The sequence below is a fragment of the Halomonas jincaotanensis genome (genome assembly GCF_018448785.1).
Classification (GTDB): domain Bacteria; phylum Pseudomonadota; class Gammaproteobacteria; order Pseudomonadales; family Halomonadaceae; genus Halomonas; species Halomonas jincaotanensis.
In genome coordinates, this window is the sequence record NZ_JAHCLU010000013.1 from 117,308 (window position 1) to 134,096 (window position 16,789).

Here is a 16,789-nt window from a genome sequence, read left to right on the forward strand (position 1 = left end):
CATGCCGCGATCTGAGGCTCGTTTCAGCTCGCTCAAGGCTCGCGCCATCACCCTGGTGTGGCGGGTACTCGCCGGTTGCAGCATGGCGGCCCTTTGGCGCATGGCACGCCTCGGGGGTCCGCTGGTGCACCTTTTCAGCCGGCGGGAACGCGAGGTTACCGAAATCAACCTCGCCCAAGTCTATCCCCATCACAAAAGCGCAGAACGCCGCCATCTCGCGCGACAAAGCCTGACCCACTCAACCGCCACCATGCTTGAGTTGGGCTTCGCCTGGATGGCTGACCTCGATCGGGTCCATGCCGCCATTCTCGACGTCCACGGCCGCGAGCTTCTCGATCAAGCACGCGCCGATGGCCGCGGGGTGATCGTCCTGGCGCCCCATTTTGGCAACTGGGAGCTGCTTAATGTCTGGCTGACTCGACACTTTCCGATGACCGTCATGTACGAACCCCCCAAGCTCGTCGACCTCGACCCGCTGATCCTGCATGGGCGTGAGCGTACCGGGGCCAGCCTGGTACCGACCAATCCGCGTGGCGTGGCTGCCCTGCTCAAGGCACTCAGGCAACGCGAGGTGGTCGGCATCCTGCCCGATCAGGAGCCCAGTTGGGGTAGCGGTATCTTCGCCCCATTCTTCGGGCGTCCGGCCTACACCGGCACGCTATTGCCCAAGCTGGTCGCCCGCACGCAAGCCCGTGTCGTCACCGGGGTCGCCAGACGACTGCCCGGTCGTGGCTTCGCCATTCATTTCCTGGCGGCCGACGAGCGTGTCTACGCCAACGACGACACCACCTCCGCCACTGGGGTCAATGCCTGCGTGGAAGCCGCCATCGCCCTGGACCCGAGCCAGTACCAGTGGGAATACAAGCGCTACCGCAAGGTCATCCAGGAACAGGAGGGGCATCCTCGGCATCGGTCGTTTCGACTCTATTGACCGCAAGGGTCTTGCCGAGTGTGTATCTAGCTGACAGTGGGTCTCGTCTTGTCGCTCGGCCTCACTCTCGTCCGTAGCGGTCGTCCAGACGCACGATGTCGTCTTCGCCCAGATAGCTGCCGGACTGCACTTCGATCAGAGCCAACGGAATCAGCCCGGGGTTTTCCAGGCAATGCACTCGCCCCATGGGAATGTAAGTGGATTCATTCTCGCCGATCAGAAACTGCCTATCGTCGAGCGTGACACGCGCCGTACCGCTGACCACGACCCAGTGCTCCGCACGGTGATGATGCAGTTGTCGCGACAGACGGGCCCCGGGTTCTACAACGATCCGCTTGACTTGATGACGTGGCCCCGCATCGACGCTTTGGTAGTGGCCCCAGGGCCGGAACGCGGTCGCGTGCTCCGAGACCTCGTTGCGACCGTCCACCTCAAGACTCTCGACCAGTTGACGTATGTCCTGGGCCCGGCGACGGTCGGCGACCAGCACCGCGTCCGCTGTCTCGACGACCATCAGGTTCTCGACGCCCAGTGTGGCGACCAAGCGCGATTCGGCGTGGACCAACATTCCCTTGCTTGCCTCGCAGCACACATCGCCCTGCAAGGCATTGCCGTGAACGTCATGGGGCAGTACCTCCCAGAGCGCCTGCCAGGAGCCGATATCGCTCCAGCCGGCCGCCAGCGTCACCATCGCGGCGTCACGAGTGCGTTCCATCACCGCCACGTCAACGGAACCACTTGGGCTCGCCAGGAAGGCATCGGCATGTGGGCGCAAGAAATCCAGATCGCTCACGGCGCCGGCCATGGCTCGGCGACAGGCATCGAGCATGGCCGGCTCGAAGGTATCCAATGCCGCCAGATAGCCTTCAGGCGGCAGGACGAACATCCCGCTGTTCCAGTAGTGCTCGCCGCTGCCCCGAAACGCCTCAGCGGTCACGGCGTCGGGTTTCTCCACGAAACGCGCCACCGCGTAGCCGTCATCGCCGAGGCGCTCACCGGCCTGCAGGTAGCCGTAACCGGTTTCGGCGCGCGTCGGCACGACCCCGAAGGTGACCAACCGCCCCTGCTCCGCGAGCCGCAAGGCCTGCAAGAGCGCCTGGCGAAATGCCGTCTCGTCGGCCAGATGATGATCCGACGGCAACACCAGCAAGGGACTGTCGCGACCCTGCGTCTCGGCGACCCATGCCGCCAGGGCGATCGCCGGCGCCGTGCCGCGTCCTTCAGGCTCGAGAAGCAGAATCGCGTCCTCGACCCCGGCCTGACGCAGTTGTTCGGCTGCCAGGAAGCGGTGGTCCTCCTGGCAAATGACGATCGGCGGCCCGGCACCCAGTCCGTCGAGCCGGGCAAGTGTGCTGACCAGCAGGCTCCGGTCATCGAGCAGCGACAGAAACTGCTTGGGCCGCTTGCGGCGCGACAACGGCCAGAGTCGCGTACCGCTGCCGCCGGCCAGGATTACGGGGGTGAACACGTTAAAATCTCCTATCTGTGTCGACGGGATAAGCGAAGTCTTCATGCAGCCAGCGGCGCAATTGATCCATGCCGGGGGGAGTCTCCTCCTGCAGCGGCACGGTGCCGGGGACGAAACCACGCGCCAGGAAGGGGTCGATCAACGACGCGTCACCGCTGATCACATGCACCGGCACCCCGGCGCTGGCATCTTCCCCGGTGATCAGTGGCGCCGACTGATGATCGCCCAGCAGGATCAGCAGGGTCTCATCATCGACGTAGCGCTCGGCCCAGCTCGCGCTGGTGTGTAAAGCATAGTCCAGCGCCAGCGCATACTGGTCTCGCACCTTTTCGGCATCCTGCCAGAGCACCTCGGGCGCCTCGCCGGCGTTTTCCCAGCGCTTGAACACACTGCCGTCGCCGATATCCTCCCAGGCGAGAACGGGAATCACCGGCGTCCAGGGCGCATGACTACTGACCAGCGCCGCCTGGGCGAAGATCGGTGACTCGGCCGGGTCGAGGATACGTTGCTGGAGAAAGTGCAGGGTGTACTGATCGGGCATGGTCACCCAGTTAAGCGGCGGCCCGGCATAGTCGAAGTCATCCGCCGCGTGAATGTCGTCGAAGCCGTAGGCTTCGCCCTCCGGCCAGGCCAGCGTGATCGCGGGCATGACGGCATGGGTGCGATGCCCACTGGCACGAAAATCGTCCACCAGGGTCGCGCGGTCGCTGGCGAGCATCAGCCGATACCATAGCGAATTATCGATCCATTGCCCGCTGAGGGCAGTGGCGTGAGCCAGCCACGACTGACCGCCCCGAATCGGCGAGTCGAGCGTCCCCGACGCTATCGACAGGCCAGCCGACTCGAAACGCTCGGCCATGGTGTCCAGGCGTGGCCGGACAACTCCCATGTAGCGCTCGTCGAACAGCGCCGACACTCCATAGGATTCGATGAAGACTAACAGGACGTTCTTTCCCGCCAGGCCCGGCATTTCACGAGCCGGGGCCGGTGCGTTCTCCATGCGCGCCGCGAACTCGCGGTGGGCTCGCCGTGTCTCGACCCATTGATCCAGTTGAAAATACAGCGTGTTCAGCAGCGGCGTGCGCGCCATCGGCAGCCACCGAGAGTGGGTGAACTCGGCCATGACGAGACCACTGCTGACGACCAGTAACACAGCACCAAGACCGACCGATATCCGGGTGCGCTCCACGCCCTGCAGAACTCGCAGCGTCCAGGCCAGAGACCCAACCAGTAGGCCAACGGCTACTAGCCCCCCGAGTACCACCAGCAGTGCCGGCACTAGCCCCAGATTGCCGATGAGCAAGTCGATAACCGAGCGCGTCAGGGGGAAATCCAGATACAGGTTCAACGAACGCCCGAAGGTCAGCTGTGTTGCGGCGTCCCCCAGGCCGAGCAGCAACCCCAACATAACGATGACGATTATCAGCCACCGCAGCCAGGCGATACGGGCTACAGTCGGCAGCATGACCATGAGCCCCGCCAATACGAGCGCCTCCAGGGCGAGCCACTGGACCGTGGGCTCCCCGAAGCGCACCCACAGCGGCACCAGCAATATTAGGTTGAGGATCGCGGGGGCCACCCACCAGCGAGCATGACGACGAAAGGACATGGGAAAATCCTGAGAAAATAGAAGCCAAGCAAGGTATTGTATAAGATTTGTATCAGAATATCCCGGCAACTTGACGAGCATCTTGCTGTCAACTCAAAGGGAGAGAATGCCCAGGGAGGATTACCGCATGCATCCGGCACGAATGCTGGCAGCTAGCCTGTCATTGATATGGCTCGCACCTTCGGCGTGGGCAGAACCCGAGACGTCCCAGCCCAGTGTATTCGATGAGGCCACCGAGCGGGCCCGCGCGCTGGCCGAGGGCGCTTATGAAGAACGCAACGGAACGTTACCCGAGGCCTTGCAAAATATCGATTACGACGTCTACCGCTCCATTCGCTTTCGTTCGGAACAGGCGCTTTGGGAAGACCAAGCGCTTTTCTCGGTCCAGCTATTTCATGCCGGATTCCTGTTTGGACAGCCCGTCAAGATCAACCTCATCGAGGATGGCGAGATCCGCTCCCTCCCTTTCGATGCTGCGTTTTTTCGCTACGATGGCGATGCCGCCTCGCTGGCAAATGAAGACCTGAGTGGCAGCGGTTATTCGGGATTTCGCCTGCACTATCCGCTGAATCGTGAGGATTATCGCGACGAGTTCCTGGTCTTCCAGGGCGCCAGCTACTTCCGCATGGTCGGCCGCGACCAGGGCTATGGCCTCTCGGCGCGTGGCCTGGCCATCGACACCGCCTCATCCGGTGGTGAAGAGTTCCCCGCCTTTCGCGAGTTCTGGTTGTTCCAGCCAGAACCTGACGCCACCAGCATGGAGATCGTGGCACTGCTCGACAGTCCCTCTGTTGCCGGCGCCTACCATTTCAACGTCCATACCGGCGACCAAATCAAGGTGGATGTCGAGGCACGACTCTTTGCCCGGCGTGACGTGAACAAGCTGGGGCTCGCCCCGCTGACCAGCATGTTCATGTTCGGTGATGTCAGCCCTTATCCGGAAGACGACTTTCGACCCCAGGTCCACGACTCCCAGGGGCTGTTGATGCACACCCATGCCGGCGAGTGGATCTGGCGACCCCTGGGTAACCCACGGGAACTGCGCATCAGCCGACTCCACGACGAGAATCCGCAAGGATTCGGCCTCGTGCAGCGCGAACGCGACTTCGACGACTACCTGGATCTGGAGTCGCGCTACGAGCGTCGACCCAGTCACTGGATCACCCCACTCGATGATTGGGGGCCAGGCGGTCTGGAACTGGTTGAAATCCCTAGCGACTCCGAAACCAACGACAATATCGTGACCTATTGGGTTCCTGAGGAGCCGTTGCGCGCCGACGAAGAGCGTACCTTCCGCTACCGGATCGCCACCTTCGACGCCAATCGGCCCGAAGAACCCTTGGCGAGCGTCGTACGTACCCGCCAGGGCTGGGGGGCCATTCCCGGCCAGAGCGATCCGCCGCCCCGCAGCCGGCGTCAGTTCGTGGTCGATTTTCGCGGCGAGGAATTGTCCACCCTGCACGACACGCACCCAGTAGCGGCTACACTCGATGTATCGAGCGGTGAGTTCCACGAGTTGCAAGTCCATCGTCTTCCCGACGGTGAAACCTGGCGCGCAACGTTCCGGCTCGAGCCCGACGGCGACAGTCCTACCGACATGCGCCTCAAGCTGACGCTTCGCGACCACCCCCTGACCGAAACATGGAATTATGTCTGGAACCCCAATGAGCTCCGCTAGCGCTCCGACCCGGGCCCCCTGGCTGGCCGCAAGACGCTGGATATTCGCTCTGCTGGTGCTTGCGAGCACGGCATTTGGTGGCTGGGCGATGTTCGAGATCCTGCGCGTCAACGGCATCACCCCCTTGCAGGCGGTGGTGCTGGGCCTGTTCGTGATTACCTTTGGCTGGATCACGATCGCATTCTGGACGGCGATCATCGGTTTCGTGTTGCGACTGAGGCATCGTGATCCCTTGACCTTGTCGCGTGTCGCGCCCCCCGCCACGGCGCGGCACCTGGGGGAACACCGCACCGTGCTGGTGATGCCCATCTACAACGAGGATCCGATTCGGGTCGCCAACGGTCTGGAAAGCACCTGCCGCTCACTGCTCGAGCACCCCAATGCCAACGGGTTCGAGGCATTTGTGCTCAGCGATACCCAGGACGCCACGATCGCCCGCCAGGAAGAGGCCGCCATCGCCGCCCTTCAGCAACGCCTCGCGCCGCACTTCACCGTTCACTATCGCCGACGCGAGAACAATCAGGGGCGCAAGGCCGGCAACCTGGCGGACTTCTGCCGCCACTGGGGCCGGCATTACGATTACATGATCGTGCTCGACGCCGACAGCATCATGGGTGGCCAGACCCTGGTTTCGCTGGTCGCCTCCATGCAGGCGAACGACCGGATCGGGCTGATACAGACGATTCCGATTCCCATCCGGTCGGATAGTGTGTTCGGTCGTTTCACGCAACTCGCCGCTGCCTTGCACAGCCCGTTACTGGCGACCGGGCAGTGTTTCTGGCAGGGCGAAACCGTCAACTTCTGGGGCCATAACGCCATCATTCGCACCCAGGCCTTCATGGAAAGCTGCGGTTTGCCAGAGCTCCCGGGGCGCCCCCCGCTGGGTGGCGAAATCCTCAGCCACGATTTCGTCGAGGCGGCGCTGTTGCGTCGCAACGGCTGGGAAGTGCACCTGGATGTGCACGTCGACGAAAGCTATGAGGAAGTGCCCAGCAATATTCTCGATTTCGCCAAGCGCGATCGGCGCTGGATCCAGGGCAACATGCAGCACTTGCGGCTGCTCGGGGTTCCCGGCCTCCACCCCATGAACCGTTTCCACTTCCTGTTCGGGGCCATGGCCTACCTGACCTCGCTGTTGTGGGCATTGATGCTGGTGGTGAGCACCGTTGACGCCATCGGCCGCGCCCAGGGAAGACACGACTTCTTCAGCGCCGGCTACCAGCTCTTTCCCGACTGGCCGATCTCGACGCCCGGCCTGATCATACCACTCATCGTGAGTACGGTGGTGCTGTTGCTGCTGCCGAAGATGCTGGGGTTCCTGCTGTCATTCATCCAGCAGCCCGAGGCCTATGGTGGAAGGTTCAAGCTACTGTTGAGCACGCTGCTGGAAATTGCCATTGCCATCCTCATCGCCCCGCTCATGATGGCCTTTCACAGCCTGTTTATCCTGAGCGTGCTGAGCGGCCAAAAAGTCAGCTGGGATGCCCAGGTGCGCGAGGGGCGCTCCGTCCCCTGGAAGGACGCTATTCGCCACACCTGGGTCGCGACCCTGCTGGGGGCGGGCTGGGCCTACGCCACCTACTCACTGGCGCCGGTATTCTTCTGGTGGTTGTCTCCGGTCTGGATCGGCTTGATGCTGTCGGCACCGCTGGTCAAGCTCACCAGCAGCCTCACCCATGGCAAGCGGCTGCGGCGCCTCGGCCTATTGTGCGTACCCACGGAAGTCATGCCATCGCCCTTGGTGCAAAATGTCCAGTTGGCTGCGCCGGATGATCATGGCGCCCGACTCAGGCCGCCGCCCACGCCGCTGCCGAGCGACATGCCCTTGCAATCCTTTAGCGCCAAGCCAAGGGTATCGCGGCAAAGCGAACCGGGCACGCCTACTGCTGGCAAATCGTCGGGCAAGATCGATGCCTCCAACGACCATCATCTCAACTGAGAATTCAGCCGAGTGATCTACTCACGTTCCATGCACCTCGATCCAGGAAGGCCATGACCCGCGATCTCACTCCGCTGCACCACCGACTCAGCCGCGGGCTGGGCATGGCTCGCTCACTGATCATCTACTGGCGCCCGGGGCGCCAACGCGGGCTGAAACGACTCTATGCCGAGTTCGCGGGACCGGGCGACCTGGCCTTCGACGTGGGCGCCCATCTGGGAGACCGCACCGCGGCCTTTGCCGCCCTCGGCGCCCGTGTTGTCGCGCTGGAACCCCAACCCCACCTGTATCGCTGGCTGACCCGTCTGCTGGGTCGCCACCCCAGGGTCGCCCTGCTGCCCTGCGCCGCCGGCGCTCAGGTCGGCGAGGCGACCCTGGCCATGAGCCGCGCCACTCCAACCGTCTCGACGCTGGCGACACATTGGCGTGAGTCCATCGGCCAGCACAATCAGGGCTTTCAAGCCGTGCGTTGGGAAGACGAGCTTCGCGTCCCCGTCACCTCACTCGACGCCTTGATTGCCGAGCATGGGCTGCCGCGCTTCTGCAAGATCGACGTCGAGGGTTTCGAGGATGAAGTGCTGGCCGGACTCAGCCAACCGGTGGAAGCTGTCTCGGTGGAATTCGTGGCCGGCAGCCTCGAGGTGGCCAAGCGCTGTATCACTCGCCTGACCGCACTTGGCGACTATCGCTTCAATGCCATTGCCGGCGAACAGCGCCGCTTCCTCTGGTCCGACTGGCGCTCGGCCGATAGCGCAAGCCACTGGCTTGCCGAGGGAGCGAGCGATCTCGCCTCCGGCGATCTCTATGCACGCCTGGCAAGCGCACCCTCTTTCTCGTCGCCTCGCCACCAACAGGAGCCCTCCCGATGAGCCGTGTTCCGACTCCGCTGCGATTCCCGCGCTGGCAGGACCTTACCAGCCGGGAACTTTCGTCGTTGCCAAGCCAGAGCGTGGTGGTCATGGTAGTTGGCGCCATCGAGCAACATGGCGCCCATCTGCCACTCTCGACCGACCTGGATATCGGTGAGGGCCTTCTCGCCGCAGCTCAAGGGCATCTACCCGCAGGCTTTCCGCTGGTCGTCCTGCCCCCCATGGCCATCGGCGCCAGCGACGAGCATCTGAGTTTTCCGGGCACCCTGAGCCTGTCGCCGGAACTTGCCATCGCGACCTTGGAAGCTTACGGCGAGGCCGTTGCGCGAGCCGGGTTCCAACGCCTGGTACTGATCAACAGCCACGGCGGCAACAAGGCGGTGATGGATCTGGCTGCACTGCGACTGCGTCGTCGCCATGGCCTGCTGGTGGTCAAGCTGCATTACACGCGCATGCCGTTGCCGGATACCTTGGCCCCCGACGCGCTTCCCGTCGAAGAACTTCGCCACGGCCTGCACGGTGGCGCGTTGGAAACCGCCATCATGCGTTACCTGGCGCCAAGCAAGGTGCGCCTCGACCATCTGGCCGATGTGACGTCACGCGGTCAGACCATGGCGGCACAAGACATGCTGCTCGGGCCAGAGGGGGAAGCAAGCTTCGCCTGGCTGGCCGAGGACCTTCACCCGCTCGGGGTAGTGGGAAATGCACACCTGGGCACCCGCGAGTTGGGCGAGCAACTGGTGGCGAACTATGGCGAGCGGATCGCTCGCCTCTTGGTCGAGACCGCCGAGACATCTCTCGAACCCGTTCGCTGACGTTGCCTGTCGCTGAACTTTCAGCCCTCCAGGATAGTCTGTGGCCGACAGAGCCCATCAACGGCTGCCGTCGGCCGGGCTGTCGAGCACCCCATCGAGCAGATGACCGGCGCGTTCCGCCTTGGCATTGAGGTAACGGCGGTTGTGGTCGTTGAGGCTGCCATAGAGCGCCTGACGCTCCACTACTTCTATTCCCCCTTCGGCGAGCGCCGCGATCTTGCCGGGATTGTTGGTCATCAGCTGAACGCGATGGATCCCGAGGGCGCCCAGCATGTCGACCGCAATGCCATAGCGGCGCTCGTCATCGCCGAAGCCGAGCACCTGGTCGGCATCCACCGTGTCCAACCCGGCGTCCTGCAGGGTATAGGCGCGCAGCTTGTTGGCAAGCCCGATGCCACGCCCCTCCTGAGCCAGGTAGAGAAGCACGCCGCCGCCCAGCGCTTCGATCTCGGCCACCGCGTTGCGCAGCTGATCGCCGCAATCGCAGCGCAGGCTACCGAACAGATCGCCCGTGAGGCAGGCCGAATGCAATCGCAGTGGCACCGCTTCCCCGACCTGGCCCGGATCGCCGATGACCACAGCCACATGCTCGCGCATGCCGTCCGGTTCCCGGAAGAGGATGAAGCGACAGTCGAACGCCTCGACCAGGGGAATCTTCGCCTCGCTCACGCGCTGGAGCATGCCGGTCGTGCCATCCAGGCAATGTTCGGCCTGATCGGCTGGCACGATGAGCAATGAACCGGCGGTGACCTCGGCCTCGATCGCGTCACGATGGGAAGCCTCGACTCTGGCCACCAGCGCCGAAGGTATCAACAGGGCCCGACGCATCAGCACCAGGGCGGCCCGGTCGGCCTGACTTGCCGGTGTCAGCCGCGCCCGCCAGTCTGCCATCGATTCACGCCCCAGACTCGCCTCGGGCGTGGCGCCAAAGGCCAGGGCCATCATGCGTCGGCATTCCAGCCCCGCCGGTAGCGGTAGCCGTGCCGGCGCCTTGGTCTCGGCTACACCGAGGACGCTCAATCGATGCCGGCTCAACACGAGCGCCGGCGTGCCACCAGCCTGCTCGGCAAGCCTTGCCGCTACCGCCTCTGGGGCGCTCTCGACAGCCTGGACCAGCACGCGCGTCTCGCCGGCACTGACCACTACCGGCAGCCCGCGGCGGAGATCGAAAATGGCGCGTTCCACTTGATGCATCGTTCTCTCCCTGTCGTTGCGAGCGTGGCTCGACTTGTCCTCGTGAACCGAACTACGCATGATATGGCCTCCCTCTCGGCCCGGAGGCCTCATGGCCGCCAATGACGATCCCGTTGCCCTCGAAGCGGCGTGGCAGCGCCTGATGCAGGCCGCGGCGAACCGAGCTGCCGCATCGCCCATGACCGGGACCATCATCGACCCTGGCTCGGTGGCCAACAGTGAAGCAGCCCGTGAACTGTTCGACTGCCTCGCCCCGCTGGTCAGCCGAACGGGACGCATGGCCGTGGCCCAGCTCGGTCAGAGCCTCGATGGACGCATCGCCACCGAGAGCGGTCATTCGCATTACATCAATGGGCTGGAAAGCCGCATTCACCTTCACCGGCTGCGCGCCCTGGTGGAGGCGGTCGTGGTGGGCGCCGGTACCGCCTGCGAGGACAACCCGCAGCTCACCGTGCGCCACGTGACAGGCCCCCAGCCGGTGCGCGTCATCCTCGACCCGAGTGGACGGGTGCCGGCCGATCTCCAGCTGTTTCATGACGGAGCGGCGCCGACCCTGCATCTGCATGGCGAAGACGTCGAGCCCGCCGGGCCGGTGGGGGCGCATGTCAGCCGCCAGACCCTGCCCCTGCGCGACGGTGGCTTCACCCCCGCCGCCGTACTCGACGCCCTGGCCCAGCGTGGCCTGATGCGAGTGCTGATCGAGGGTGGCGGCATTACCGTGTCGCGCTTCCTCGAGGCCGGCGTGCTCGACCGACTGCATCTGATGGTCGCGCCACTGCTGATCGGCTCCGGACGCCCCGGCTTGGTCACGACACCCATCGCGACGCTCAGCGAGGCGCTTCGTCCCGTAACTCGCACCTTCCGTTGCGGCGATGACACCCTCTTCGATCTGGATCTCACCCGTACCGGCGCCCCCTGAACCTTCATTTTGGACGGATCTGCCCCATTTCGCCTGCAGCAGACACATCGCTCCAGGTAACGCGGCAACCAGGATCAGCAGGCCGTATGCCATTGATACCGCCACGCCCTGGGCCGGGGGTAGCCCGGCAAGGCCCCAGAAAAACGCCGCCGCCCCCTCACGCACGCCCCATCCGGCCACCGAAACTGGAATCAGCATCGCCAGGAGCACCGGAGGCACCAGCGCCAGTAGCGTGGTAAAGGGCAACGGCACACCGATTGCGCGCGCCGCAAAGACGAACACCAAGGCGTAGCTGATCACCGCCAGCAGCGAGCCGAGTAGATGTTTCGGCCACACCGCGCTTGCCAACAGGCTCCGATGCAGGTCCGCTCCCAGCCCTTCGAGAAAACTGGGTGGACGACGAACCAGACGCCGCACCATCCAGCTAAGCGCCACCGCCATCGCTATCCCGCCGATGAGCCAACCGGGAGAGAAAAGCCTCGACAGCGCCTCGCCGAGCAAGCCGTGCCAGAGCGGGGAGAATCCCACTACCAGCAGCGTCAGTAATCCCATCGCCAGTTGCCCAGAGGCTCGCTCGATGATCACCGCGCGCCAGGCGCTGCCCTGCCGGCCGCTCGCCCGCGAATGACGCCAGGCCCGGGCGGCGTCCCCGGCCACGCCGCCAGGCAGCAGCTGGTTGAGAAACAAGGCCAGGTAATACTCGCGTATCGCGCGTCGCCAGCTCAGCGTTAGATCGAGAAGCCTCGCCGTCAGCCGCCAGCGCCAGGCGCTCAGCAGCAACGGCGGCAGCGTCATCAAAAGGGCGAGCAACGCCCAGCCCGTCGACAGCGACTGCACCTCGGCGAAAATATCGGCGGGCTCCAGCCACCACCAGAGCCCCGCCAGCAGCAACAGGCCCGTGACCGGACGTAGACGTTGCCACCCAGAACCCCCGATGCTCATTGCGCCTCCTCAGTCAGCGGCGGTAACGCCAACAGATCGAGGTGGCCCACGGTAATACCCAGCTCCCCCCTCTCCAGCTCCGCCAGGCGACGCTCGCGCCAGCGCAACAGTCTTCCCTTTTCGCTGGGTGCCTGGTCCAGGGCAGCCGCGAACCAGCCATCGACCAGGGTCTTGGCCAGCGGCAGCATCTCGTCTTCGCCAGGCGACAGATACCAGGGCGTGGCGGCGCCTTGCGCCCGATAGCCGACGTCCTTCAAAAGGGTAGTGAGTACCGCCGGGGCTTCGCCGCCCAGGGCCTGTCCCAATCCCTTGTCGCGCAACTGATGCGTCTGGAACAGGGTACGCACGGCGGTGTCTTCGCCATCATCGAGACGCTCGCCGTCGGCATTCAGGAAGCCCCAGTCGCCGTCCACGCTCAGGGTGAACAGCATCGCCTGGCGGCGTTTGGCACAGGTGCGGATCAGGATCTCGGCCCATGAGCGTGACACCAGATCGAAGAGCGCCGAGGCGGCCACCAGATCTACATTGTCCAGCAAGGCGTGATCCACCGGCGCCAGATCACGGCAACAGGTTTCCACCGATAATCTCTCACCTCCCCCATCACGCAGCCGGGCCGCCTGATGGCGCGCCAGCGCCAGCAAGCCGGGGTCGTGGTCGATGAGCCGCCAGTGCTGGGGACCGGGCAAGCGCGGTGCCAGGAAACGCAGATTGCTGCCAGTGCCGCATCCCAGATCGAGGATGCGGTGCGGGCCGGCGCGAGAGGCCAGCCAGTCGGCGGCCAACCCGGTCAGGGTGTGGCTGCGCGAACGGGCATCGAGCGCTTCACGGCCTTCCAACCAGTCGGGAGTGAACACCGCCTGAGGCGTCAGGCTCGGGGCCTGTGGATAGTCAAGCGCAGAGGGAGAATCGAGATGTTGGCTGCTCATCGATGAGCCTCCTTGTACGCCGCATCATGGGCGGCTGTCGCCTGCGACGCGTGGATGTCATCAAGCGCCGCAATGAAACGCTTACCGGCCTGCTGCCAGTCGTCCAACGCCTCGCGGGCCTGGCGAGCACCGCGTCGCAGCCGGCGTCGCAGCGCGGCATCATCGAGCCAGTCGGCAAGTGCCTCTCCTAGCGCCTTCGTGTCGTCGGGTGGCACCGCGATTCCCGCATGCGGCGGCAAGGTGTCACCCAGCGCGCCGCCGGTGGTGGTAATTACCGGCAAGCCGCGTGCCAGCGCTTCAGTGACCACCATCCCATAACCTTCGTAATGCGATGGCAGCACGAAAAGCTCTGCGCGATGGTAAGCATCAGCAAGGCCATTGGCGTCGCGCTCGCCAAGCCACGCCAGGCGTGCGTCTAACCCCAAGCGCTGCGTCTGGGCAAGCAGCTTCGCGGCATGCGCTGGGTCGCGGCCGTGGCTACCGATCATCTCGCAGGTCCAGTCGCGATCGACGAGCTCGGCCAATGCCCCGACCAGCAGGTCGTGACCCTTGCGTGGCGTCAGGGTGGCCACGCATAACAATCGCCGGGGGCCAGGCGCCTCGAGATCCATGGCACTGGCAGCGAGTGGCGCCGGGTCGACGCCGGGCTCGACAACACGAATACGCTCGCTGGGCACCCGGTAGCGCGCCAGACCGCGGCCGGTATAAGGGCTGGTGACAATCACCCGTCGGGCCAGTGCCAGTGCGCGCGACTCGCTATCGAAGAGTCGTGCTCTCGTTGACGGTGTTAGCCCCGTCTCGTCGGCGAGCGGGTGATGCACCAGCGCCACAATTGCCAGGCGATCGGCGTGAGCCGCGATAATCTCCGGCATGCCCCCCATGGCCAGTCCGTCGATCACCACCCGAACGCCGTCGGGCAAGGCTGCCAGCGCCTGGCTCATGCTGGCGCGGGACTCGGCATCGGGCTCGGGAAAACGGCCGTCCAGGCCCTGCACCGTCACTTGCCACCCCCGGTTACGCAGCGCCGCGACGATACGGGCGTCATACACATAGCCGCCAGTCAGCTGGTCGGGGTCGCCGGCCACCAGAAGTGTCAGGTCCTGCCGCTGTGCTCGGGGCATCAAAGCGCTCCTTCGTAACTGGCCCAGGCGATATGGGACTCGTGCAGTGTCACGCACAGGGCTTCCAGCCCGCTTGCCCCTTCGCCCAACCGACCCAACTGGATGGCGGTCGCCAGGCGCTCGAAGATGACCCGAGCCATACATTCCGTCGTGGTGTTGCGACCCTGAAACTCCTCGAGTTCATCAAGGTTCAGGAAATTGAACTCACCCAGCACTGACTTAACGGTGTCGCCGGCCAGGCCGATATCCACCACCAGGCCATCGTTGTCGAGCTCGCGCCGCTGGAAGGTGACATCGACAACATAGGTGGCACCATGAGTGCGCTGGGCAGGACCAAAGGTCTCGCCAACGAAGCTGTGGGCAATCATGAAATGGTCGCGAACGGTCAGGCGATACATGGGGAAGTGTCCTTGGGTCATGGAAGGGTCGGATATCGCAGGCGATGGCAAAGCACCTTGCCGGCGCCCTCGGCCAGGTGCGGCATCAGCTCGGGCAGTTCGGCGAAAGGGCTCTCGCCGCTGATCAGCGCATCGAGCCGCGAATCGCGCAGGAGTTCCAGGGCGAGCGCCAAGCGGCGGCGATAATCCCAACGGGGGGCATGCTCGGTGGGAAGCCGGCCCACCTGGCTCGCGCGAAGGGTCAGGCGACGCGAATGGAAGGCTTCGCCCAGCGGCAGGTTGACCTCGCTCGCCCCGAACCAGCTCATTTCGATTACTCGCGCCTCGGTGCCCGCCAGGGCCAGGGCGAGTCGCAACCCCTCGGGGTTACCGCTGGCATGAATCACGATGTCCCGCTCGTCACACAGATCGTCGGCATCGGGGGTCGTGAAATCGAGGCCCAGCGAGGCGGCAAGCCCAGCGCGCTCAGCCGCCACATCGACCAGTTGCACGCAGGTGCCGGGCATAGCCTCGCAGAGCCAGGCCACCAGGCAGCCCACCACGCCGGCGCCGATCACCGTGATACGATCACCGACGCCCGGCTCGGCGTCCCAGACCCCGTTGATGGCGGTTTCCATATTGGCAGCCAATACCGCTCGTGCCGCGGGGAGGCCATCGGGAAGCGGGGTGACCGCCTCGGCCGGCACCACGTAGCGGTCCTGATGGGGATAGAGACAGAACACCTCGCGACCCAGCAATGGGGGGGCACCCGCCTCCACGACACCTACGCTGGTATAGCCGTACTTGACCGGCGCCGGAAAGTCGCCCGCCTGGAAAGGGGCACGCATGCGTTGCCATTCGCTCTGTGGCACTCGACCTTGAAACACTAGGGTTTCCGTGCCGCGGCTGATCCCGCTGTAAAGCGTCTTGACACGCACCTCCCCCGCGGTTGGTTCGGCCAGGGGCTCCGGCTGCAAGGCGCCACGACCCGGCGCGAGTGTCCAGTAGGCGGTAGCGGTGTGGCTCGGCATGTCGACATCCCTGCTGACTGTTGTAACGGCATGATCCCAAATGGCCATGCTAGCGATCACTGGAAACATTCACTGCAAAAAGGGTTACTACAAAAACGACTAGCCATCAGGATGGCATACTTCTACAATAATGGTACAAGAAATTGCGCCTGCATAACACAAGGCGTTTCCCATAGCGCTAGGCTACGCAGAAAACCATTCGGCCCTGACAACCCACCACAGGATGCTAGATCGATGGCCTCACTACTGTCGGGACGCTACAACCCGGTACTACTGGAACTGATGACCGGCCTCATTGCCCTGACGGTTGCCAGTCTGATGTTGTGGCTTTGGCTCGAAGCAAGCCCAGTGGTTCCCTTGGCCTCGATTGTGACCTTCCTGATGCTGGCCGGATTGATCCTCCATTTCATACCGGATCGCTCGCGCTGGCTGGGCTGGGCCAACCGCATCACCCTGGCACGCGGCATCCTGATCGCCATGCTCGCCGGCGCCCTTGCCGACCCGAGTCTCTTGGCCTCCCACTCGCTTCCTCTCGTCAGCCTGGCGACCCTCGCGCTCCTGCTCGATGGCGTGGACGGTTGGATTGCGCGACGTACCCGCACTGATAGTTCTTTCGGGGCATATTTCGACATGGAACTGGACGCTTTCTTTATCCTGGTGTTGTGCCTGGCCCTGATCGTGCTCGGTAAGGTGGGTCCCTGGGTCGTATTGATTGGCACCATGCGTTATGCCTTCATCATCGCCGGCCTGCGTCTGACATGGCTGCAACACCCGCTGCCGCAGAGCCAACGACGCAAGGCGGTATGTGTCTGGCAGGTCGCGGCACTGATGCTCGCCCTGCTGCCGATGATCGACGCCACCGTCGCGGCCTGGCTGGCGGCAACGGCGCTGGCCGGACTCGTTGGGTCCTTCGGCTTGGATGTCGGCTGGCTTTACCGCCATGCCAGGGCTTGCCCCTTCGACTAGGCTT

General features: G+C 64.3%; 14 protein-coding genes and 1 pseudogene. 7 read left to right on the plus strand and 8 right to left on the minus strand.

Features of this window, described 5'->3' with window-relative positions; genetic code table 11:
- The first annotated feature begins 1 nt into the window (after position 1).
- A complete protein-coding gene (locus KG088_RS12930) occupies positions 2-931 on the plus strand; it encodes a lysophospholipid acyltransferase family protein (RefSeq protein ID WP_213825946.1) in 930 nt (309 codons plus the stop codon).
- A 61-nt stretch (positions 932-992) separates the two neighbouring features.
- Here the strand turns inward: KG088_RS12930 and KG088_RS12935 are convergent, their stop codons facing one another.
- Both KG088_RS12935 and KG088_RS12940 read right to left on the minus strand, forming a co-directional pair.
- On the minus strand, positions 993-2,399 hold the full coding sequence (locus KG088_RS12935) for a mannose-1-phosphate guanylyltransferase/mannose-6-phosphate isomerase (RefSeq protein WP_319941432.1): 1,407 nt from the start codon (positions 2,397-2,399) through the stop codon (positions 993-995).
- A 1-nt stretch (position 2,400) separates the two neighbouring features.
- A complete protein-coding gene (locus KG088_RS12940) occupies positions 2,401-4,008 on the minus strand; it encodes an alkaline phosphatase family protein (RefSeq protein ID WP_213825948.1) in 1,608 nt (535 codons plus the stop codon).
- Between the two features lie 127 nt (positions 4,009-4,135).
- Between KG088_RS12940 and KG088_RS12945 the strand changes: the two genes are divergently transcribed.
- Genes KG088_RS12945 through KG088_RS12960 form a run of 4 tightly spaced genes read left to right on the plus strand, consistent with a single transcriptional unit; the run spans position 4,136 to position 9,309 of the window.
- Entirely contained in the window at positions 4,136-5,686 is a 1,551-nt protein-coding gene (locus tag KG088_RS12945) for a glucan biosynthesis protein (protein ID WP_213825949.1), read from the plus strand.
- Positions 5,673-7,625 carry a glucans biosynthesis glucosyltransferase MdoH gene (gene mdoH, locus KG088_RS12950; RefSeq protein WP_250148248.1) on the plus strand — a complete coding sequence of 651 codons (1,953 nt, stop codon included), beginning with the start codon at positions 5,673-5,675 and terminating at the stop codon, positions 7,623-7,625. The genes KG088_RS12945 and mdoH overlap by 14 nt, the downstream gene beginning before the upstream one ends.
- Positions 7,626-7,678: 53 nt before the next feature.
- Entirely contained in the window at positions 7,679-8,494 is an 816-nt protein-coding gene (locus KG088_RS12955; RefSeq protein ID WP_213825951.1) for an FkbM family methyltransferase, read from the plus strand.
- A complete protein-coding gene (locus KG088_RS12960; protein WP_213825952.1) occupies positions 8,491-9,309 on the plus strand; it encodes a creatininase family protein in 819 nt (272 codons plus the stop codon). The genes KG088_RS12955 and KG088_RS12960 overlap by 4 nt, the downstream gene beginning before the upstream one ends.
- Before the next feature lie 57 nt (positions 9,310-9,366).
- On the opposite strand, the gene ribA is transcribed toward KG088_RS12960, so the two are convergent.
- The gene (ribA, locus tag KG088_RS12965; protein WP_213825953.1) at positions 9,367-10,503 is read right to left on the minus strand and encodes a GTP cyclohydrolase II RibA; all 1,137 of its coding nucleotides are present in this window, start codon (positions 10,501-10,503) and stop codon (positions 9,367-9,369) included.
- Between the two features lie 277 nt (positions 10,504-10,780).
- Between ribA and KG088_RS12970 the strand changes: the two genes are divergently transcribed.
- Positions 10,781-11,422 (plus strand): RibD family protein, encoded by a 642-nt coding sequence (locus KG088_RS12970; protein ID WP_250148255.1) that lies wholly within the window; start codon positions 10,781-10,783, stop codon positions 11,420-11,422.
- Positions 11,423-11,488: 66 nt separating this feature from the next.
- Here KG088_RS12970 and KG088_RS19610 read toward each other — a convergent pair.
- From KG088_RS19610 to KG088_RS12990, 5 genes and pseudogenes are all read right to left on the minus strand, one after another.
- Positions 11,489-12,364: pseudogene (locus KG088_RS19610) on the minus strand (lysylphosphatidylglycerol synthase transmembrane domain-containing protein); the annotation flags it as partial.
- Positions 12,361-13,290, minus strand: a complete 930-nt coding sequence (locus KG088_RS12975; RefSeq protein ID WP_213825954.1) for a class I SAM-dependent methyltransferase — start codon at positions 13,288-13,290, stop codon at positions 12,361-12,363. The pseudogene KG088_RS19610 and the gene KG088_RS12975, both read right to left, overlap by 4 nt.
- Positions 13,287-14,411, minus strand: coding sequence for a glycosyltransferase family 4 protein (locus KG088_RS12980; RefSeq protein ID WP_213825955.1), 1,125 nt, complete (start codon positions 14,409-14,411; stop codon positions 13,287-13,289). The genes KG088_RS12975 and KG088_RS12980 overlap by 4 nt, the downstream gene beginning before the upstream one ends.
- Entirely contained in the window at positions 14,411-14,809 is a 399-nt protein-coding gene (locus KG088_RS12985; protein WP_213825956.1) for a 6-pyruvoyl trahydropterin synthase family protein, read from the minus strand. Before KG088_RS12985 ends, KG088_RS12980 begins: the two co-directional genes overlap by 1 nt.
- A 17-nt stretch (positions 14,810-14,826) precedes the next feature.
- A complete protein-coding gene (locus tag KG088_RS12990; RefSeq protein WP_213825957.1) occupies positions 14,827-15,819 on the minus strand; it encodes a zinc-dependent alcohol dehydrogenase in 993 nt (330 codons plus the stop codon).
- 234 nt (positions 15,820-16,053) lie between these two features.
- On the opposite strand from KG088_RS12990, the gene KG088_RS12995 reads away from it, so the two are divergent.
- A complete protein-coding gene (locus KG088_RS12995; RefSeq protein ID WP_213825958.1) occupies positions 16,054-16,785 on the plus strand; it encodes a CDP-alcohol phosphatidyltransferase family protein in 732 nt (243 codons plus the stop codon).
- Positions 16,786-16,789: the final 4 nt, after the last annotated feature.